This window comes from Paenibacillus sp. MAHUQ-45 (assembly GCF_058133325.1).
In genome coordinates, this window is the sequence record NZ_JBYUPV010000005.1 from 174,228 (window position 1) to 195,230 (window position 21,003).

A 21,003-nucleotide genomic window follows, 5' to 3' on the forward strand; every position below is an offset into this window, starting at 1 on the left:
ATGAGTCAATATAAGACAATAGACGATCTTTCGATTGCAACCATCCGCACGATAGCGATCGATGCGATAGAGAAGGCTAATTCAGGGCACCCGGGTATGCCGATGGGGGCAGCACCTATGGGTTATCAGTTATTCGCCAACACTATGAAGCATCATCCAGGTCAGCCGGGTTGGTTGAATCGTGATCGCTTCGTACTATCAGCAGGACATGGATCAATGCTGTTGTACAGTCTGCTGCATTTATGCGGTTATGATCTTCCGCTTAGCGAGATTAAGCAGTTCCGGCAATGGGGCAGCAAAACTCCGGGTCATCCGGAGTATGGACACACACCTGGGGTTGATGCAACGACAGGTCCCCTCGGTCAGGGGATTGGTATGGCTGTCGGCATGGCTGCAGCCGAGGCGCATATGGCCGCGACGTATAATAAAGAACAATTCCCGATTATCGATCACTTCACATACGCGATTTGCGGCGATGGTGATTTGATGGAGGGTGTGGCCTCTGAGGCTGCATCGCTTGCAGGCCATTTGAAGCTGGGTAAGCTGATCGTGCTGTATGATTCCAATGATATTTCGCTTGACGGCGAGTTGGGACTTTCCTTCTCAGAGAAGGTTCGGGACAGATTCCAAGCTTATGGCTGGCAAACCATACTCGTAGAAGACGGGAATGATTTGAAAGGTATAACTGCTGCCATAGAAGAGGCACAGCAGGACAGCGAGCGCCCAACTTTAATCGAAGTCAAGACGGTGATTGGATATGGCAGCCCGAACAAGCAGGGCAAAGGCGGACATGGAGGACCGCATGGTTCTCCGCTTGGTCAGGAGGAAACCAAGTTAACGAAGGATTTCTATCAATGGGAGTTTGAAGAGCCTTTCCATATACCGGATAAAGTCCGGGAACACTTTGAACAAGTGAAGCAGCGTGGCATCGAAGCATACCAGGCATGGGAGCAGCTGCTTATGGCGTATAAGGAGGCTTATCCAAAGCTGGCTGACCAGCTTGAAACGGCGGTGTCGGGAGGGTTGCCTGAGGGCTGGGAGCAACTACTGCCAGTGTATGAACAAGGGGATGCTGCTGTATCTACGCGAGTAGCGTCAGGTCATGCGTTAAATAGCTTGGCACAGGCAATTCCTTTCCTATTAGGCGGGTCTGCTGATTTGGAGAGCTCGACGATGACGCACCTGAAGGGTCAAGCCATGTTCACTCCTTCCAGCTATGAGGGCCGGAATATTTACTTTGGCGTACGTGAATTTGCCATGGCTGCTGTGATGAACGGTATAGCTTTGCATGGCGGGTTAAAGGTATTTGGGGGAACGTTCCTCGTATTCGCTGACTATTTACGTCCGGCCATTCGACTGGCGGCACTAATGAAGCTCCCGGTTACCTATGTGTTCACACATGATAGTATCGCTGTGGGTGAAGATGGGCCAACACATGAGCCGATTGAGCAAGTGGCTTCTTTACGGATTATTCCTGGTCTGACGGTGATTCGGCCTGCCGACGGCAATGAAACATCTGCAGCCTGGGCGCTTGCGGTTAACAAGCAAGAAGGACCGACCGCATTGATTTTGACAAGACAAAATTTGCCGATTCTGAAGCAGAGCCTGGCACAAGTCTCTGAAGGTGTGAATCGGGGCGGGTATATCGTATCGGATGTATCTACAGGGAAGCCGCATGTGCAGCTAATTGCCACAGGCTCGGAGGTACAGCTTGCCGTTCAGGCGCAGGCAGTGCTTGCTGAAGAAGGCATCCTGGCACGCGTCATAAGTTTACCGAGTTGGGAACTGTTCAAACAACAAGATCAGGCTTATCGCGATGCTATATTGCATCCGGAAGTTCACGCACGACTTGCAATCGAAATGGCACTTCCGTTTGGCTGGGAACAGTTTACGGGAACAGAAGGTGCTATTCTTGGGATTTCGACTTTCGGTGCATCTGCACCGGGAGACCGCTTAATGAAAGAGTTTGGATTTACAGTGGAACATGTAGTTGCACAGGCTAAGGCATTATTGAATTTATAAAGATGGAGTGAAGCCGGATGAACAAGACATTTATTATTACAAGTAAGGAAGGCATTCATGCGCGCCCCGCTACTGCTCTTGTAAACGTAGCACAGAAATTTCAATCAGAGGTAACTGTTGCTTCTAATGGTCGTAATGTGTCGCTTAAATCGATCCTTGGCGTGCTTTCACTAGGTGTCGGGCCAGGAGAATATGTTTCCTTTCAGGCTACAGGAGAAGATGCGCCAGCTGTGATCTCTGCTATTGAAGCGGTATTTGAGCAGGAAGGGCTGGGCACAGTTCATGAATAACATATCCGGGATAGCTGCCGCCGCAGGAATAGCAATTGCTAAAGCCTTTGTTATTAAAGAGCTTGAGCTAACAATTGAACTGCGGGCTGTTCCAGATCCGGAAGCGGAAGTCGCTCGTTTTCATCAGGCACTGGCCGTCTCTAGGGACGAACTGAAAGCTCTGAAAGAGCGGACACTTCAGGAGCTAGGCGAGGAAAAAGCTAAAATTTTTGAAGCACATCTGCATATCATGAGTGATCCTGAACTGATCGAGCCGGTAGAAGCGCAGATTCGCAGCGGCCACTGCAATGCCGAGTTTGCACTGCAAGAAACTTCTAATATGTTCATTAAAATGTTTGAAGATATGAAGAGCACTTATCTGCAAGAGCGGGCAGCAGATATGCGAGATGTGACCAAGCGTGTATTGAACCATTTATTGTATGCCAAGTCGACAGATCTCAGTTCTATTCATGAAGATGTCATTCTTGTTGCAGAAGACTTAACCCCGTCTGACACCGCACAACTGAACAGGAATTATGTAAAAGGCTTTACGACGAATATCGGAGGGAGAACTTCTCACTCTGCCATTATGGCGAGATCTATGGAAATCCCTGCTGTTGTCGGAACCAAGCACATTATTGACCAGGTGCAGGATGGTGACCTGTTGATTTTGGATGGATTAACAGGAAGCGTGTTTGTCAATCCCGATCAGGAAACGGTTGCTTTGTATTGTGACAAGCAGGCTGCATACGAAGCGCAGAAGCTGGAATGGAAACGGCTGCTGCATGAGCCAAGCGTAACGGCTGATGGTCATGGGGTAGAGCTGGCAGCGAATATTGGTTCTCTATCTGATGTAGAGGGAGTTCTAGCGAACGGCGGAGAAGCGGTAGGATTGTTCCGGACAGAGTTTTTGTATATGGGCAGAGACACTATGCCTTCGGAAAACGAGCAATACCATGTGTACAAAACAATCCTTGAGAAAATGGGGGATAAGCCCGTTGTCGTTCGGACGCTGGATATCGGCGGAGACAAGGAGCTGCCTTACCTTCAGCTTCCCAAGGAAATGAATCCGTTTCTAGGCTTGCGGGCCATCCGCCTATGCCTGGACCGGGAGGATATATTCCGAACACAGCTTCGAGCACTTCTTCGGGCCAGTGTTAGTGGCAAATTGCGTATTATGTTCCCGATGATCGCTACGCTGGATGAGTTCAGACAAGCGAAAGATATCTTATTGGAAGAGAAGGACGCACTGGTGCGTGAAGGTATTCCGGTTGCGGAGGATACTCAACTAGGCATTATGGTGGAAATTCCTTCGACAGCTGTCCTGGCGAATCTGTTCGCCAAGGAGGTTGATTTCTTCAGTATCGGCACCAATGATCTGATTCAGTATACACTTGCCGTTGATCGCATGAATGAAGGGGTCTCCTACTTGTATCAGCCATACAATCCTTCCATACTGCGACTAATCAAAATGGTGATTGACGCTGCGCATGCAGAAGGCAAATGGGTTGGTATGTGTGGAGAGATGGCAGGGGATGTAGTAGCAATCCCGTTATTGCTCGGTCTGGGATTGGATGAGTTTAGTATGAGCGCAAGCTCGATTCTTCCAGCCAAAAGTCAATTGACGAAGCTGTCTTTCCAATCGGCTCAGCAATTGGCGGAGAAGGCGCTGAACTGTGCAACCTCGCAGGAAGTTGTAGCGCTTGTACAAGCAAATAGTGAGCAGCTGACGGTAAGTTAACAGCATTTGCCCTTGGCATAGAATAAACCTTCAAGCGATGACTTTCAGTGAAATCACTGTGTCATATCCCATAAATGAAGTAAAGCTGGGCACCTGTAGAGGTGTCCAGCTTTTTTGCGAATAGTCTTTTATGATGGGAGCAGGCCCCCAAAAAACTCTAATTCGTATAGTTATCAAAATATCCTTGAATAAAGATAATTGGCGTGCCCTTATCTCCACTTCCGGAAGTAAGGTCTGATAAAGAGCCGATCAGATCGGTTAATCTTCTAGGTGTCGTACCTTGTGCTTCCATGGCACCTACTAGATCAGTTTCTTTATTGTTAATGTATTGAGAGATAGCCTGCTGCAATTCCTCACCTTTCAAATCAGCGAAGTTGTTATCAGCAAGGTATTTCAATTTTACTTCGTTTGGTGTGCCATCAAGTCCCGCTGTATAAGCAGGCGATACAACCGGATCAGCCAGTTCCCAGATTTTTCCGACAGGATCTTTGAAAGCTCCATCCCCGTAGATCATCACTTCGACGGTCTTGCCCGTTTTTTCCTTGATTCTATGTTGAATATTATCCACGATAGGTTGGCAATTGCGTGGGAATAACTTGATGCTATTTTCTGTTGATTTATTAGAACCAAGCAGACCATAGCTTTCATTACATCCACTGCCATCCACCGATGCAGCCAAAATGTCATCCAGGCTATATACTTTTTCTCCGCCATTGGCTTTCAAAATTCTCTTCGTTCTGAATCTTGTATGTATATCACAAGTCAGTACATGTTTAGTATATTGCAGAATAGTCTTTGGATTATTGGAGAAAATAACTTCACATTCCACGCCGTATTCTTCAATCAATGATTTATAGTAATCGATATAATCGATGCCGGTGAAGGTATGCTTCTTATATCCGAACAGCTCGCGGAACTGTTGCTCTGTCAATACATCTGTCCAAGGATTAACTCCTTTTTCATCAAGCTCGTCCAGATCCACTAAGTGGTTGCCCACTTCATCCGACGGATAACTGAGCATGAGCACAATTTTTTTAGCACCTTTAGCAATGCCACGCAGACAGATGGCAAAGCGGTTCCGGCTTAAAATTGGGAAAATAACGCCGATTGTATCTTCTCCAAATTTGGAGTTTACATCTTGTGCAATATGGTCAATGGTAGCATAGTTGCCTTGGGCGCGTGCAACGATGGATTCCGTAACGGTAATGATGTCTTTATCCTGAATGCTGAAGCCTTCCACTTCGGAAGCTTTTAGAACGCTATCTACAACGATGTCTTCGATGCTGTCCCCTTGATTAATGATAGGGCAACGGAGGCCTCTTACAACTGTTCCGACGACTCTTTCCAATATAATCGCTCCTTGCATGATTTGGATTCCTATTTGTAATATACACCCATCTAGTGGTATAAATGAAATTAATATATTGAATATGGGATATAAGAGGTGCTTATAGCAGTGAGCAAGTTAGATTTATATAAAGTGTTTTGTACGGTGGCTCAGAGCACAAGCTTTTCCAAAGCGGCTCAAGAGCTTTACATGACACAGCCGGCTGTCAGCCAGGGGATTATGCAATTAGAAAGAGAACTCGATACTCGATTATTCACTAGAACATCAAAAGGTGTATTTTTAACGGATGAAGGCCGCCTCTTATTTGATTATGCCAATTCGGCCATGAATTTAATTAACGTCGGGGAAGAAAAATTACTCGAATTGAAAAATTTAACGACAGGCGAGCTGAAGATAGGAGTAGGTGATACGATTTCCAAGTATTTTTTACTTCCTTACCTAGAAGAGTTTCATAATCGTTACCCCAATATTAAGTTCAAGATGGTGAATGGTACTACCCTTGAGATTTGTGCGCTAATTAAATCAGGCAGTGTAGATATTGGTATTTGTAATTTTCCACTGGAAGATCCGGCACTAGCCTTAATTCCCTGCATTGATATTCATGATATTTTTGTATATGGCGAGAAATTTAAGAGTCACTTATCCGGAATGGTCACCCTGGATCAGGTTGTCAAATTGCCGTTAATCTTCCTTGAGTCGAAGTCCAACTCCAGAAAGTATGTGGAAGACTATATGCTGTCTAAAGGGATTAAAATTTCTCCCGAATTTGAACTGGGTTCACATCATTTGTTATTGGAATTTGCCAAGATCAATTTAGGCGTAGCTTGTGTGACAAAGGAATTCTCCCAGAAGTATTTGAATAATGGAGTATTACATCAAGTTTCACTAACCGAGGAAATACCCAAGCGAAGTATCGGCATCTCTTTTTTGAAAAGTGTATCCTTATCGCCAGCATCGACAAAATTTGTGGAGATTATTAAGAACAAGCTATTGGATTGATTTTAGGCTAATAAAAATTCTAGAAATGGGTGAGATGAGTGTCTACGAATGTAAGGTTGGCGACGCTTCACGATGCAGAGTCATTGTCTAGACTAAATCATGAGTTCAACGGTGGAGACCAGCGTTCTGTGTCAGATATCATTAAGTGTCTGAATAGCAACAATGAATTGGTAGCCGTGGCTACGATAATGGACGAAGTGGTCGGCTTTGCCTGTGCTCAAAGTATGCAATCGTTTTGTTACAATGAAGCTTACGGCGAAATTACTGAAATGTATGTTCAGGAATCTGCTCGGCGGAACGGAGTAGCTACTTCCTTGATTTCTTTTCTGGAAGACCAACTTCATACCCGTGGCGTCAAAACGGTTAAGATTTTAACGGGAAGAGACAACAATCCAGCCATTAAGACCTATGAACTAAGCGGCTATGTGAAGGATGATGAAGTAATGTTAAAGAAAAAGCTTTAGCATCCTCTGCTTACATGGATAGTATAGTTTAGCTATAATTATTTTATCCAAGTCATAGAATCTAATAAATCATTAAGATGAGTAAAAAGGACATTTTTTCCAGAAGGAGATAGTTCATGGACACCTATACTCATTATCATGCAGGAGACAACACATTTCGGATTGAATGTAAGGACATCATTTTAAGAGAATACATAGCCCATGATTTAGATACATTTCATTCGCTTACCTGGCAACCTGAAATACATGTATTTTTGCCAGGCTGGAACGTATCGAAGGAGCAACGGGAAGAATGGCTCATACACTACGAAATTCCAGAAAACGGGCAGTTCCTGAAGGATGTAGCGGAGGGTGGAGATATTGGTGAACTCCGTCTTCGACTGGGTATTGTTTTGAAAGAGACGGGAGAGTTAATCGGATGGTGCGCCTCAGGGATCAAGGACGAATTGCCGCCAACAAACCGGGAAATCATGTACGCAATATCCAGGGATTATCGGGGTAAAGGATATGCAACACAAGCTGTACAAGGGATGGTCAAGTACTTATTCGAACATACGAACGTTGAGGTGCTGAATGCTGTTGCACTATTAATTAATTTGCCGTCCAATAGAGTCATTCAAAAATCCGGATTTCAATTGCAAAGGATTATTGAGCTGGATAACGAAAGCTATAATCACTATAAACTTGATAGAAAGAATTGGGTAATCTAAGGCTAGCAGTCCAAGGCAAAATTAAAGTGTCAGGGAGGCCGGGTATGAAAGAGCGAATTGTGATCATTACTGGGGCAAATTCGGGTATCGGCAGAGCGGCCGCGCTGAAGTTCGCGGGTGAGGGCTATCATGTGGTGATGGCCTGTCGTAGCTTGCAGCGCAGCAGGATTGTTCAGGAGGAAATCAAACGTCTCACCAGTAATGCTAACGTCGATCTCATGGAGCTCGATATATCTTCTTTTGCATCTATCCGTGCATTTTGTACAGCTTTTACAGCTAAGTACCCCCGTCTAGATATCCTCATCCATAACGCAGCTTACCTGAATCATGGTGAAAAAGAGTATAAGCTCAGCCCCGAGCATGTCGAGCTGACCTTTGCGACCAACACATTTGGGCCTTTGCTAATGTCTCATTTGCTGAGTGGCCTGCTTGAACAAGCGCCAGACCCGCGGATTCTGCATGCCTGCACAACCAACATCAAGCATTTCTTTGAACCTAAGCGGACGATTGAGTTCGACAATCTGCGCGGTGAGTTCCGTGACAGCCGGCCGTTCAACATGTACAAGCGGTATGGAGATTCCAAAATGGCCTTATTGCTGTTGAGCTTCAAGCTGGCCGAAGAGTATAAAAGCCGAGGGATTAGTGTCAATGCCCTGCAGATTAATCGGGTGAAGCTATCCCCAGCGACGATTAATAAAATGAGCCCTATGTGGAGAGTGCTGGCACGAGTCCAAAATCTGAGCAATCCCGCGCCATCCGGCATGGCTGACAATTACTTTTATATCTGCACCTCTGCCGAATTCAAGTCTGTTAGCGGGCGCCTAATTAACCACAGGCGAGGGATTATGCAACCAGCGACAAAGGAGACAGGACTTGCACAATTGAGGAACATCTTTGGACTACACAGCTATCCCGCTTATGCTGCGGAGGAGCAGAACATAGAGAAGATATGGGCGCTGGGCATGGCGCTGATCCAGGAGTAGATTGGGGCATGTCCGTTCACGTAGCGGGCCTGAACTCAAGGCCTGCAGTGGAGGTATGCTGCTCAGTACTTTAATGAAGAAAGCAGATTGCATGTGCAATCTGCTATTTGAGCTATCGTTCTCGGCAGCTTCGTTCATCAGCTGTTTTTATTTCCCGAACCGAAACCTATTACGTATCCATCCAAGTCTCTAACAGAAAAATCTTTCCAGGCTCCCCAGTCAAATTCGGATATCTTTGGTTCGGATACAATCCTCGCACCATTTGATTTTAACAACACTTTTTGTTTGAATTAATTTAAAACCCAAAGCGAACTGATCTCGACTTGCCCAGTGTTCGTTGACCTTACATCCCAAAGCCTCTTCATAATATTTCATTGACTTTTCTAAATCTGAAACTAACAAAACAGTAAGGGAATTTTCAATTTTCGCTTTGACTTTTTCTGTCACTACGCAACCACTCCCAACTTGGAAAGTATATCCAATGAAAATATAGCGGATGTACGTTCAATTGTAAAGTAGAAAGCATAGAGCGAGAAGGAACGGGGGGATTTAGAACTGTAGGCGCGTAGCGATCGCCTGCAAGCTTTCCTCAGGAAAGCTCGCACCCGTAAGCAGGAGTTTTCTGAGGATTTTACTGCTAAAAGGATCGTAAGTCTCAACCCTCACCGTAGCGACAACTGAGCCTTACGTTACTAACATAAGTTCTCCTTAAAAAAGAGTATCCCCGCTACCAGCATGGGCGCAGGGATACTCTGTATAAAAACGCACTATTTTCTAGACATCCGCACTAGAACTGAATTACAACCATTTGATGACAGGACCAGAGCGGTACGGTATAGCTCAAGTTACCGTCTACTTGGCTGAATGGAAGACTCTCATTCTGAGGTGCCAGATATACATCCTTAACTTGCGGTGCTGCTGCAAGGGTGACCTCTGTATTCATGAGTGGCAGCAGATCCTCGATAATCTCTACACCTTCCCCTCTGCGGACCGGAGAAGCATATAACAGATGATTCACCCAGCGATTGGAGGCTGGCTGTGCCTGTAAGGTGGTGACGCCTTGCGCAGGCAGGTTGGTCGTCAGTGATTTATGAGTTCCTAGCAGGCGATCCAGCACGTAGCAGATGATTTCTTTCACTGGTAGGCTGCCTTTCACTGCATAATCCTCAAACACATGCCAAGCTACATAGATACCGTCCTGGCCTTCTGCGATGCCCGCTCCTGCCTCTTGTAGATCGGAAGGTGTATGCTGGTGCGAGCAGAAGGTGAACAAGTCACGGTTAAAGTATGAATTCTCCTTGCTGCCGAGCAGAGTACCGTTCGGTGTCAGCACTGTATCCTGACCTTCGGTATAAATGACAAAGGAGGCTGTGCGCAGGGAAGGAAGCTCGAAAGACGGTCGTAAATACGAAGGGCGGAACGCTGATACCCCCTGCCATGCAACGCCCAAATCCAGTGCAAAGCCGCTTCCGTCCACCGACAGGCCGGAACGTCCGGTAGCCAGGATTTTGCCGCCGCCAGCAATAAATTCATCTAGTTTAGCCTTAAGTTGCGTTGTGATCAGGATCTCGTCCGGGAGAATCAGAACTTTGTATGGTGCCAGATTGGCCTCCAAATCCACGACATCAAATAGATAGTTGCCCTCAAGCAAAATCCGCACAGCTCCCGTATCATGCTTGTTGTGCTGAGGGATGGGACCATTGCCAGCAGCCCATGATGCAGCCTCGAGCGATAAAAGGGCGATATCAGCTATGCCAGTGGTATCCCGGCACCACTCTTCCTTAACTTCTACCTCGCGGTAAGCCTCGCCGATCAGCGTGTAGGTGGCGAGATCCATGCGGCCACCGGGATGCAGCTGATCCCCGATGGAGCAGCGTGCTCCATTGGCAAGGCTCAGCCCGGCTTCATAGCGCAGTGCATTCGGATGCTTGTATCCGCCGAACTCGCCCCAGGAGGTATGGAACTTTCCGGTCATCCCAAGGAAGTCCATGCCCAGTGTCTGCGCATAACGCGCGGAGAGAGGGAAGTGGTCATAGCCCCAACCACCTGTCGGCAGTGACTCCAATTCCAGATGGGTATTGACATGGGCGAGGTCACGCCGCCCGCGGTCAACGTGGCTGCTGTTGTGGAACACTGGCAGTCCGGGCTTCACCGCGTGGACAGTATCATTCATTCTTTTGGCATACCGGGCATAGGTCTCTTCCCATAGCTTCCGCATGTCCTGCAGGTTACGCGGGTCTGAGCCCCGCTCCCGGATCTCCGCCACACAGTATTGACAGTAGCATTCCCGGACGCCAACGATATCCAGGAAGATGCCGTCCGCATCGTAATTCTTCACGACTTCCTCGACCTGTTGGGCCAGAACGTCAAGGTAAGGGGTATTCATACAGAATTGATGATATCCTGGCGTCATGAAGTTACCTGTCCAACTGATAACCTCCTGCTGATTGCGAATTAGCCATTGTGGATGCTTGCGGGCGAGTCGCTCATCCAGTCCGGCGGACAGATAGACCGGTGTCTTCACACCGATTTCATGAGCAGCCTCAATCTGGGCGCCCAGAAGGTCAAAGTCCAGATGTGGATGCATTTCATTGGCGGTTGTTGGATGATAAGCCCAGCCATGATGGCATTTGGAGAAGATGGTGATGGAATCGACATGCCCGGTCTTGAGCATCTCTTGGAATTGTTGTTTGGAAAAGTCCTGGCCAATGCCTTCAATAGCTTCGGATGTATGGAAATCGAGATGAACCTGACGAAATTTCATGCTTGCGTCCCCCTGGTCATTAAATGATAGAATCATATTATATCTACCACTCTAATGGAATATTAGATGATATACAGCCGACAATTCCGACTTTGTATAGTACAATTTCTGTATGTTTTAATCAGGAGGACGTTACATGCTTGTGCTTGAAATACCGGTCCCACCCTTTCCATTGCTGGCGGCAATCGGTCACACACTATGGCAGCCCGGCGTGCAGCATGCTCAGCGCCAGTTTGAGGTGTTCGACCTCATTATATGCGCCAAAGGGTTGCTACACATGGAGGAGGATGGTATTGCTTACGAGGTAGCCGAAGGTATGATGCTGGTTCTGGAGCCTGGCAAAACCCATCGCGGTTTACGGCCGACCGAGGTAGAGACCGAGGTCTACTGGATTCATTTCCAGTTCCCAGTGTCTACCCATCCAATGTTGAAGGAGAAGACTCATTGGCAGCAGCCTCTGCTCCAGCGGAGTGATCAAGATACGGAGGCTCCTCCGGGAGTCATTGAGATTCCGAAATTCTCTACTGTGGATCTGCACTCGCTTCAGCCCCTATTGACTGAGATGCTTGAGCTGCACCATGTGCTGACCTTACAGCGTTCGTTCGAATTGAATATCCTGCTCGGCCAATTTCTTCTGCAACTGCAGAGCGGGATGCGGCGCAGCAGTCCACAGGCGCGTTCTTATTTCCTCAGCGAGAAGGTGGCAGCTTACTTGAATCAGCATTTAGAGCAGCCCTTTGATTCCGTGCAAATGGAGCGTGATCTGCTCTATCATTTTGATTATCTGGCCCGTTGTCTGAAGCAGTACACGGGGATGAGCCCGTTGCAATACAGGCACCATCTTCAGATTGAGAAGGCTAAGCGGTTGCTGGCGCATTCCGAGCTGTCACTGAAACGGATCGGGGAGTTGTGTGGCCTGCAGGATAGTAACTATTTTACACGCTTATTTAAACGTCAAACTTCGCTCACGCCAGGGGAGTACCGCAGGCAGTATCAGGTGTTTTTAATGGAATAGATCCATGGAGTTGCCTGTCACCGTTGTACCCCAGTACCACTTTTAGATCCAGACCCATTCTCCGTAACTCATTGGAGGATGGGTTTTTCATGATTTTTACAATTGAATATATGTGGTATCTCCTTACAGATCATACAAATGGATACTCCAGTGAACGAATGGTTAGGTCCTGCCCACTTATAATGATGGTATACTAAAGCCTGATTGTAGAGTGAGCATGGAGCTCAAGGTCACAACAATAGAGCGGAGGCGGAGGAGAGCCGATGGGGATGAAGGGTATGAAAAGCTGGAAGTGGTTTAGGTTCAAAGGCGCGTGGCCTGCGTTGTTCTGGTCCTATATCTCAATACTTCTGCTGTTGCTTGTTCTCGGCAGCATACTTTATTGGAGCGCCAGGGAAGTGGTGGTGAAATCCGTGGAGCGCAGCAATTCGGCTATGCTGGGGCAGCTGCGGGAACTCGCTGATGGGCAATTACAAATGATCGAGCAATTGGAACAGCAGATCGCCAATCATCCCAAGCTGCTGCAGCTAATGAGTAGTAGGGCGCCCCTGTCTGATAAGGAGCAGTACGAGATGATTGGACTATCCGAAGATTTGAAGCGCTACAAGCAATTGACACCATTCATTAATGATTACTATATATATCTGCCCAAAACCGGAACCATGCTGGGACCAGGCGTGAAGACAACACCAGAGATTTTGTTTGATCAGGCGGTTCGTTTTGACGGATTGAGTGCCGCTGAGTGGGTGCAGAAATTTGAAAGCGGATACCATTTCCGTCTGTTCGAGCCATCGCTGCATGCGAGAAGCAGTATCGGGGAGTCGAGCGACATTCTTGCATATATGCAGACCCTTCCGCTAGGCAACCGTTCCAATGGATTAGCAACACTGTTTATCATGATTAATGAGGATGAGATACGCAAGATGTTCCAGGGCCTGGCGGATGCCGGACAAGGTAGCATCTACATTGTGGACAGCAGTAACCGGATGATCAGCACAACGGCTGCCAGTAAAGTTCCGTTATCTTTTACATATGGAGACATGCAAGGCGAGCAGGGCAAGCTGGAGACCCGGCGTGAGGGGAAAGAGATGATTGTATCCTATGTAACTTCAAGTGTCTTCGGGTGGAAATATGTGCTGGAAGTTCCCCGCGTTGTTTTTCTGAAGGAAGTGAACGAGGTACGGAGTTGGGCCTTGTTGCTGCTGGTTTTAGCAGCGCTTTCAGGGGCGGCAGTATCGGTCTACCTTTCCTATCGCAACTTCCGCCCACTACGTGATCTGCTGTCGGTTGTAACAGGCAACAGTACCGCCTTGCCGGGCAAAGAGGGACCGCTGGAATATCAATTCATACATACATCGATTCAGTCAGCCCGAATAACAGAAACTGAACTCAGGGGCCGCTTGTCGCAGCAGACACCTATTATCCGCCATCATTTCCTGAACCGGCTGATCAAGGGTTACGCAGATCCTCATGAACTGCAGCCGGAAGCCTTGGAATTCATGGATATTGTCTTCATTTCCGATATGTTTGCGATCCTGTTGATCGATGTTGAGGATATGAGTGCTTTTTCTAGTGAAAATGATCCTAAAGAATGGCTCTTTATCAATTTCGTCATTTCGAATATTGCCACCGATTTGGCGGGAGAACGCCATACCGCCTACACTACTGAGCTGGATCAGGGCAGAATTGCTCTTCTGATTAATTTCAGTGAAGGCGAAGAGGCGGCATGCAGAGCAGAACTGGCGGCGATCACAGAGCAATTGGAACATATGTTGTGTAAGCGATTCCGCCTAAAAGTGGCTGTAGGGTCCAGCTTCATTGCGCGGGAAATAAAATCGATCGGCGAAGCCTTCCGCGATGCTCTTAAGCGGCTCGATGAGGACGCCAAGCGGCAGGCCAAAGATTATGCAGTTGATCAATTGCGGGAGCGACCTCCGGTGTATTATTATCCGCTGGATATCGAACAGCAGCTGTCCAATTATGTGAAATCAGGCGAGGAAGAGAAAACAGAGCAGCTCTTGAATGCCTTGTATTCCGATCATTACAGTGCTGACGGCAATAATCCGCTAATCGGCTCTTATTTTCTGCTGCATCTATCCTCAACGCTGTTCCGGATTGTCCAGAATACGCCGAATGCGGATGCGGAGCTTGCCATGCGGCTACTGCAGAGTCAGTCCGATCGCAGCGGGGATACTCACCACACATTCCAGCAGCTAAAAGGGGAGTTTCAGACCGTCTGCCGACTCTGGCGGGAAGGGCGAAGCGATCAGGGCAGCCGAATGCTGGAGACCATCAAACGAATTGTTAATGAACGTTACAACGAGAACATGTTAAGTGTGAACCTTATTGCGGATGAATTGGGAATCACTCAACCGTATCTATCTTCTTTTTTCAAAAAGGTTACCGGGCATACAATTCTTGAATTTATTGCGGAGACCCGGCTGAAGGAGGCCAAGCGACTGCTGGCGGATACGGATTGTACCGTTGCCCATGTGGCACGTGCGGTCGGATATTCTAACGACATTGGTTTTATACGTTTTTTCAAGAAGCATGAGGGAATTACCCCTGGTCAATATCGCACGAACAAACAAACGGAACATCGATCTTAGAGATATGTAGTCCCGGATCTATCAATTGGGATGGAGATGTAACATCCAGACCATATTCAGATGCTGAGTGCCAGAAGTATGATGATGTCGAGGCTGCGAGTAGACGCACGCCATTCATCAACTAAAAGGGGGATTAGATTCATGAGTTATGGAAAAAAGGGCATGATCACCATGCTGGCGGCTGTAACAGCGCTGACCGTCTCCTTATCGGCCTGTTCAGGGGGAAATGGAAATCAAGCAGAAGAACCGACGAATTCGCAGGCGCCGGGAACCGGGAATGTGGAAGAGCCAAAGGATGGAAAGATCGTGTCCAGCCCGCTTACATTAACTTACTACATCCAAGGTTTGGGCAGTGCGGCGCCGGGGATTAAGACTCAGAATGATATTGCTGCTTTCCAAGAGACAGAGAAGAAGACAGGAATTCATATTGAATTCCAGAGCCCAACTACCGGTCAGGAGAAGAACCAGTTCAATCTGCTGATGAGCTCAGGCTCTTATCCAGATGTTATCGAATGGGGCTGGAATGATTATCCGGGCGGCGGTGTAGGGGCCATGAACAGCGGTGTGATCATTCCACTTAATGATTACATTGAAAAATATGCTCCAAACCTGTCCAAACTGCTGGCAGACCATCCGGAGATCAAGAAAGAGGTTTCTACGGATGACGGACGGATTTATGCATTTCCTTTCCTGCGGGCTGATCCATTCTTGCGTACGTACTTTGGCCTTGGCATCCGTAAGGACTGGCTCGATAAGCTAGGACTTCAGGTACCAACAACTATTGATGAATGGCACACTGTGTTGAAAGCGCTTAAGGAAGGAGATCCCAATGGAAACGGCAAAGCCGATGAAATTCCACTCCTGATTAAAAAGGACACGATGCTGAATTTCAGTAACGTATTCCTCAATGCCTGGGGAATTAACAGCCAATACTTTTTGAAGGACGGAAAAGTGGCTTACGGTCCAGTTCAGCCGGAATATAAAGAGTTCCTGAACACGATGCGTAACTGGTATGCAGAAGGCCTCATTGACCGCGATTACGCAGCGACAGACGACAAGCAGAAGGACGCCAAATGGACCGGTGGACTGCTAGCTGCATCTGAAATGGCGGTTGGCGGCGGAATCGGAAAATATATGACCGCGATGTCTGAGAAAGAGCCCCAATTTAACCTGGTAGGTGCCCCTTATCCAACGCTCAAGAAAGGCGACAAGCCGGTTCTGGGTCAAATCACCCCAATCTTCAACAGTGTGGGGGCGGCTATTACTAGCAGCAATAAGCATATTGAAGAGACAGTGAAATGGTTGGATTTCAAGTACGGTGAAGAGGGAAGCATGCTGTTCAACTTTGGTGTTGAGGGTAAGAGCTATGAGATGAAGGATGGTTATCCTACCTATACCAATGAAATTATGAAGAATCCGGATGGTATGGCTTTCGCTACTGCGCTCGGCCAATATGCTATTCCGTTCGGTGGCCCGTTTGTACAGGATAAACGCTATCAAGAGCAGAATGTTGCGTTGCCTCAGCAGAAGGAAGCACTCAGTACCTGGATGGATGTGGAAAATAGCAACTGGCTTCCGACGCTGTCGCTGACCAATGACGAATCGGCACGATTGGCTGCGATTATGACGGACGTGACTACTTATCGTGATGAGATGTTCGACAGGTTCGTTATGGGAGTGGAGCCAATCGATAATTTCGATACCTTTGTAAAAACCATTGAAAGCATGGGCATTCAAGAGGCTATTGATATTCAGCAAGCGGCTTACGAGCGATATTTGAAACGGTAACGCTGATTTGAGCGGGTTCCTAATGGTATCGTCGCGCTACCTGCGCCGGCCTGGGACCCGCTGTTTTTTACTCTGTATATGAAGGAGGTCTATGTGTTGAAGCTGCTACGAGACTGGTCCCGTCATAAATACATCTATATCATGCTGCTTCCCGTTGTGCTCTACTATCTGGTGTTCCTTTATTTTCCGATGTATGGTTTGCAGATTGCCTTCAAGGATTTCTCACCCGTCAAAGGAATTTTGGGCAGCGATTGGGTCGGGTTCAAGCATTTCATAGCTTTTTATGACAGTTATTATTTCTGGCGCTTGATTCGCAATACACTGCTGATTAGCTTCTATGAATTGATTTTCGGCTTTCCAGCTCCCATCATTCTGGCGCTGCTACTTAATGAAATCCGAAGCAGTGTATTTAAAAATGTGGTGCAGTCCATTACGTATCTCCCACACTTTATCTCTATTGTCGTAGTGGCGGGAATGATGGTCGACTTTCTGTCCGGGAACGGTCTGATCAATCAGTTGACTGGCTTGTTCGGTATTCCTTCCGTTTCTTTCCTTATTGTACCTGAATGGTTCCGGACCATTTATGTCTCTTCCGGGATCTGGCAAGGCGTAGGCTGGGGCTCGATTATTTATTTGGCGGCGATTACAGGGATTGATCCCAGTCTTTACGAAGCTGCCAAGACGGATGGCGCTGGACGTTTCAAACAAATTCTGCATGTCACACTCCCAGGAATTATGCCGACGATCATCATTATGCTGATCTTGCGATTTGGTACGCTTATGGCTGGGGGCAGTCTGGAAAAGATTCTTTTGTTGTACAACTCGACAACCTATGAAACGGCGGATGTTATCTCCACGTTCGTCTACCGGCGAGGATTGCTTCAGATGGACTATGGTTTTTCGGCAGCAATCGGCCTGTTCAACAATGTAATTAACTTCCTGTTGCTCGTCTCGGCCAACAAGATTAGCCGGAAGATCAATGAAACAAGTCTGTGGTAGTCCATTCCAGGGGGTGTATTATCCTTGAAAGCTTCTATTTCCTGGGGTGAACGGCTGTTTGATATCTGCATCAATGTCTTTATGGTGGTGCTGATGGCTGTTACCCTGTATCCATTTTTGTATGTGCTGTTCGCTTCTCTCAGCAACCCTACCAATCTGATTCGGCATCAGGGTCTGCTGTTGATGCCAACGGGCTTCAGTCTTGAATCCTATAAGCTGGTATTCCAGAATCCAATGATTTCTATCGGATATCTTAATACTCTGATTTATGTCGTCGTCGGTACGACGCTGAATCTGACGCTTACTAGCTTCGCTGCCTATGCACTATCTCGCAAGGGTGTTCGATTCGTCGGACCCATTATGTTTGCCATCGTATTCACGATGTTCTTCTCAGGGGGGCTAATTCCCACCTATCTCAATATGAAACATCTGGGGTTGCTTGATACGCGGTGGGCGATGATTCTGCCATCTGCGATCAGCACCTGGAACCTGCTGGTCATGCGTACCTCCTTTGCAGGTATTCCCGCAGCGCTGGAGGAATCGGCGCGGATCGACGGGGCTAATGATTTTCGTATCCTGTTCCAGATTTTCATCCCGGTTTCGCTGCCGATTATGGCTGTAATGACCCTTTTCTACGGTGTGGGGCATTGGAATGCCTATATGGATGCGCTGATTTACTTGCGCGACAAGGATTTGTACCCGCTGCAGCTTGTTCTGCAGGGAATTCTGATCACGAACAGCACAGACTCCATGATGAGTACCGTGGCGGACGTTGACAAAGGTCTGATTCAGGAGACGATCAAATATGCAACGATCATTGTTGCGACAGTACCGATCCTGCTGCTCTACCCATTCCTACAGCGATATTTTGTCAAAGGGGTTATGTTAGGTTCCATTAAAGAATAAGGCTCTAACTTTGAAGTGGGAATCTAAGCTTGGCTATTTGTAGACAGATATTGGTGGCGATAGTGTGTTTTTTGAAGCTAAATACGTAATATTACACTTGTTTTACGAAGAATGCAGGATTGTTAAATGCTGATTGGAAATCTAGAATGAAATTAGATTTGGTATTATCTTACTGCCGGCTAATTCTGCGAGTCAGCGCGGGGTATGGATCATACAGCTAAAATCATTCTAGGAGGTTGTCACAGTGAGGCGCAGGCTTGTTTATGTGATTCCGATTCTGCTTATTGTTCTAGCTGCCTGGTTATATCTGTATGATCGTGAGGATAACAAAGTTTCTGATAATCAAAAGAAGGAGGTGGTATCCGTGGAGAACCCTGCCAATAACAGTGTAACACCGCTCAACGTTAAGGTGATTCACGAGCAAGAGCCGGTGCAGTATTTGACCCCGGCTTATGAGGTTGATGTGAAACGTGATATTTTGTACGCCACGAAGAAGAATGAGACAGAAGCGGAGGAAGGGTTGAAGCTTGACCTGTACCAGCCCACTGGCGACAACAACAAGCTGAGGCCGGTCTTCGTCTTCATTCATGGAGGCGGTTATTCAGGAGGAGGTAAGGAAGATGCTGCAGATTTTGCAACGGCGATGGCTAAACGGGGATATGTGGTCCTGTCCGTGGATTACCGGTTGAAAAAAGACCCGTTTATAAACTTCAGCCGAACGCTTACCGATGCTTGCGAGGATATACGGGATGTGATCCATTGGATTAACGATAATGTAGTGACTTACGGACTGGATGCCGATCATATTGTGATCGGAGGAGATTCTGCTGGTGGCCATCTTTCTATAAATTTTGTCAATCTCTCATTGTCCAGTGATCCGGCTCTTGTGAAGTCTGTCTTTGCCATTGTGGATATTTATGGCGGGGATCTGACAAGGCTTCCGGATAGCAAGCTTCCACCGTTTCTTATTATCCATGGGACCATAGACAAGCTGGTTCCATACCAGCTAAGTGTGGATTTGGGCAATCAATTGAAGGAGCAGGGAATTTATCATAATTTGCTTACGATGGAGGGCGTAGGCCACGATTACAAGAACGCAAAGTATATCGACGAGATTGTAGAGACAACTTCGCATTTCATATGGAACCTCAGGAACACCCGCGAGCTTGATCGGTTACCGGAAAACTCCAGTCTCTCCGTTGCATCCGGTGATGTTTTTGACATCAAATTGCCCGAAGCTTACAGAGGTAATACCGGAGAGCAGCTACATGTCTCTTTGCCAGATGGGTGGGAGCTCATTGGAGAAGAGAACCACATACTGCAGATCCAGACTCCAGATGCCGTCAAGCGAGGGAATCTATCCGTTGATGTGTGGCAAGGAGCGGTCCGTGAGACCGCCCAGGGCTTTACCGTTAATGTGAATGTCGCCGATCCGCTGAAGGTACATTATATGACTTTCTATGATTCATCACACCAAGCGATAAGAACGCATATGGATGTCACCAACCGGTCCAAGAACAAATTCAGCGGGTTATTGGAAGTGGATTATGAGACAGCACGGTCTACTCCAGGCACTTTTACAACTGCAGTGGAGGCACTGCAACCAGGCGAGAAGGTGGGTGTTGATCTCCCGGAACTGGCAAGAGGTCAGCGCACACTGAAGGCTACTAACGATCAGGGTACATTGGTACAGACAGCGATGGATACTTTGAATGCTCTTCTTATTCCGAAGCTCGGTAAGCCGCTGAAGATCGATGGCAACCTGTCAGACTGGAATGACTTTGCTCGCTTTGAGGTAAAGGATGTTAAGATTAGAGATTGGAAGGGAGAACAAGATCTTAGTGCCAACGGCCAACTCTCATGGGATGCGAATAACCTTTATCTCGGGGTAGAGGTTACCGACGACAAGCATGTTCAGACGGCATCGGGGGATGCCATCTGGAGCGGGGACAGTATCCAGATCGGGATTGGCATAGCGAAACCGGATGGCACGGTTCCGTCAGAGTATCATGAATTAGGCGCCGCGAGAGGTGACGACGGAACGTTGTACAAGTGGCGCTGGATCGCACCAAGCGGCTTTTCAGTGGGCGATGCCATAGATCTTAAATACGTCATCAAACGGGAAGATTCAAAAACCACCTATGAGATGGCGATTCCATGGGAAGAGTTAAGCCGTGATACCGCACTGGTGAAGAAGGGCCTGAAGCTGAAATTCTCAATCCTGGTCAATGACAACGACGGAGACGGGCGCAGAGGCTGGGTAGAATACAACAGTGGCATAGGGACTGCCAAGGATATCGACGCCTTCGGAGATTTATATTTGACAGAGTGAGAGAGACTTCGCATGATTCCAAGGCCTGATGTTCAGGTCTTGGAATTTTTTTGC

At 47.4% G+C, this 21,003-nt stretch carries 16 protein-coding genes; 13 read left to right on the forward strand and 3 right to left on the reverse strand.

All coding sequences use genetic code 11. The features are described 5' to 3' along the window. From tkt to ptsP, 3 genes are read left to right on the forward strand one after another with little or no spacing between them, the layout of a single operon-like run. Positions 1-2,022 (forward strand): transketolase, encoded by a 2,022-nt coding sequence (gene tkt, locus AC3Y23_RS13495; RefSeq protein ID WP_379199646.1) that lies wholly within the window; start codon positions 1-3, stop codon positions 2,020-2,022. Positions 2,023-2,039: 17 nt separating this feature from the next. Then, the gene (locus tag AC3Y23_RS13500; protein ID WP_379199648.1) at positions 2,040-2,312 is read left to right on the forward strand and encodes an HPr family phosphocarrier protein; all 273 of its coding nucleotides are present in this window, start codon (positions 2,040-2,042) and stop codon (positions 2,310-2,312) included. Continuing rightward, the gene (ptsP, locus tag AC3Y23_RS13505; protein WP_379199650.1) at positions 2,305-4,032 is read left to right on the forward strand and encodes a phosphoenolpyruvate--protein phosphotransferase; all 1,728 of its coding nucleotides are present in this window, start codon (positions 2,305-2,307) and stop codon (positions 4,030-4,032) included. Before AC3Y23_RS13500 ends, ptsP begins: the two co-directional genes overlap by 8 nt. Before the next feature lie 157 nt (positions 4,033-4,189). Here the strand turns inward: ptsP and AC3Y23_RS13510 are convergent, their stop codons facing one another. Beyond that, positions 4,190-5,380: a coenzyme F420-0:L-glutamate ligase gene (locus AC3Y23_RS13510; RefSeq protein ID WP_379199652.1), complete on the reverse strand. Its 1,191-nt coding sequence runs from the start codon at positions 5,378-5,380 to the stop codon at positions 4,190-4,192. Positions 5,381-5,488: 108 nt separating this feature from the next. On the opposite strand from AC3Y23_RS13510, the gene AC3Y23_RS13515 reads away from it, so the two are divergent. The 4 genes from AC3Y23_RS13515 (at position 5,489) to AC3Y23_RS13530 (ending at position 8,536) form a co-directional block, all read left to right on the forward strand. Continuing rightward, positions 5,489-6,379, forward strand: a complete 891-nt coding sequence (locus AC3Y23_RS13515) for a LysR family transcriptional regulator (protein WP_379199654.1) — start codon at positions 5,489-5,491, stop codon at positions 6,377-6,379. Positions 6,380-6,417: 38 nt separating this feature from the next. Further along, the gene (locus AC3Y23_RS13520; RefSeq protein WP_379199657.1) at positions 6,418-6,843 is read left to right on the forward strand and encodes a GNAT family N-acetyltransferase; all 426 of its coding nucleotides are present in this window, start codon (positions 6,418-6,420) and stop codon (positions 6,841-6,843) included. A 116-nt stretch (positions 6,844-6,959) separates the two neighbouring features. Continuing rightward, positions 6,960-7,553 (forward strand): GNAT family N-acetyltransferase, encoded by a 594-nt coding sequence (locus AC3Y23_RS13525; protein WP_379199659.1) that lies wholly within the window; start codon positions 6,960-6,962, stop codon positions 7,551-7,553. A gap of 44 nt (positions 7,554-7,597) precedes the next feature. Beyond that, positions 7,598-8,536 (forward strand): SDR family NAD(P)-dependent oxidoreductase, encoded by a 939-nt coding sequence (locus AC3Y23_RS13530; RefSeq protein ID WP_379199662.1) that lies wholly within the window; start codon positions 7,598-7,600, stop codon positions 8,534-8,536. Positions 8,537-8,755: 219 nt separating this feature from the next. Here AC3Y23_RS13530 and AC3Y23_RS13535 read toward each other — a convergent pair whose 3' ends face one another. Both AC3Y23_RS13535 and AC3Y23_RS13540 read right to left on the reverse strand, forming a co-directional pair. Next, positions 8,756-8,983, reverse strand: a complete 228-nt coding sequence (locus tag AC3Y23_RS13535) for a VOC family protein (protein ID WP_379199664.1) — start codon at positions 8,981-8,983, stop codon at positions 8,756-8,758. 340 nt (positions 8,984-9,323) lie between these two features. Then, entirely contained in the window at positions 9,324-11,300 is a 1,977-nt protein-coding gene (locus AC3Y23_RS13540; protein WP_379199667.1) for a beta-galactosidase trimerization domain-containing protein, read from the reverse strand. A 136-nt stretch (positions 11,301-11,436) separates the two neighbouring features. Between AC3Y23_RS13540 and AC3Y23_RS13545 the strand changes: the two genes are divergently transcribed. From AC3Y23_RS13545 to AC3Y23_RS13570, 6 genes are all read left to right on the forward strand, one after another. Beyond that, positions 11,437-12,315 carry an AraC family transcriptional regulator gene (locus tag AC3Y23_RS13545; RefSeq protein WP_379199669.1) on the forward strand — a complete coding sequence of 293 codons (879 nt, stop codon included), beginning with the start codon at positions 11,437-11,439 and terminating at the stop codon, positions 12,313-12,315. A gap of 269 nt (positions 12,316-12,584) precedes the next feature. Further along, positions 12,585-14,924 carry an AraC family transcriptional regulator gene (locus tag AC3Y23_RS13550; RefSeq protein ID WP_379199671.1) on the forward strand — a complete coding sequence of 780 codons (2,340 nt, stop codon included), beginning with the start codon at positions 12,585-12,587 and terminating at the stop codon, positions 14,922-14,924. A gap of 141 nt (positions 14,925-15,065) precedes the next feature. Further along, a complete protein-coding gene (locus tag AC3Y23_RS13555; RefSeq protein ID WP_379199673.1) occupies positions 15,066-16,712 on the forward strand; it encodes an extracellular solute-binding protein in 1,647 nt (548 codons plus the stop codon). A gap of 78 nt (positions 16,713-16,790) precedes the next feature. Further along, a complete protein-coding gene (locus AC3Y23_RS13560) occupies positions 16,791-17,711 on the forward strand; it encodes an ABC transporter permease (RefSeq protein WP_379199676.1) in 921 nt (306 codons plus the stop codon). 24 nt (positions 17,712-17,735) lie between these two features. Then, entirely contained in the window at positions 17,736-18,617 is an 882-nt protein-coding gene (locus tag AC3Y23_RS13565) for a carbohydrate ABC transporter permease (protein WP_379199678.1), read from the forward strand. A gap of 244 nt (positions 18,618-18,861) precedes the next feature. After that, positions 18,862-20,949, forward strand: a complete 2,088-nt coding sequence (locus tag AC3Y23_RS13570) for an alpha/beta hydrolase fold domain-containing protein (protein WP_379199680.1) — start codon at positions 18,862-18,864, stop codon at positions 20,947-20,949. Positions 20,950-21,003 lie beyond the last annotated feature (54 nt).

Excerpts from the sequence above, each read along its gene's own strand:
- ptsP (WP_379199650.1), top strand. The coding sequence starts at position 2,305 with ATGAATAACATATCCGGGATAGCTGCCGCCGCAGGAATAGCAATTGCT.
- tkt (WP_379199646.1), top strand. The coding sequence starts at position 1 with ATGAGTCAATATAAGACAATAGACGATCTTTCGATTGCAACCATCCGC.
- AC3Y23_RS13545 (WP_379199669.1), top strand. The coding sequence starts at position 11,437 with ATGCTTGTGCTTGAAATACCGGTCCCACCCTTTCCATTGCTGGCGGCA.
- AC3Y23_RS13560 (WP_379199676.1), top strand. The coding sequence starts at position 16,791 with ATGAAGGAGGTCTATGTGTTGAAGCTGCTACGAGACTGGTCCCGTCAT.
- AC3Y23_RS13540 (WP_379199667.1), bottom strand. The coding sequence starts at position 11,300 with ATGAAATTTCGTCAGGTTCATCTCGATTTCCATACATCCGAAGCTATT.
- AC3Y23_RS13525 (WP_379199659.1), top strand. The coding sequence starts at position 6,960 with ATGGACACCTATACTCATTATCATGCAGGAGACAACACATTTCGGATT.
- AC3Y23_RS13555 (WP_379199673.1), top strand. The coding sequence starts at position 15,066 with ATGAGTTATGGAAAAAAGGGCATGATCACCATGCTGGCGGCTGTAACA.
- AC3Y23_RS13550 (WP_379199671.1), top strand. The coding sequence starts at position 12,585 with ATGAAGGGTATGAAAAGCTGGAAGTGGTTTAGGTTCAAAGGCGCGTGG.
- AC3Y23_RS13500 (WP_379199648.1), top strand. The coding sequence starts at position 2,040 with ATGAACAAGACATTTATTATTACAAGTAAGGAAGGCATTCATGCGCGC.
- AC3Y23_RS13530 (WP_379199662.1), top strand. The coding sequence starts at position 7,598 with ATGAAAGAGCGAATTGTGATCATTACTGGGGCAAATTCGGGTATCGGC.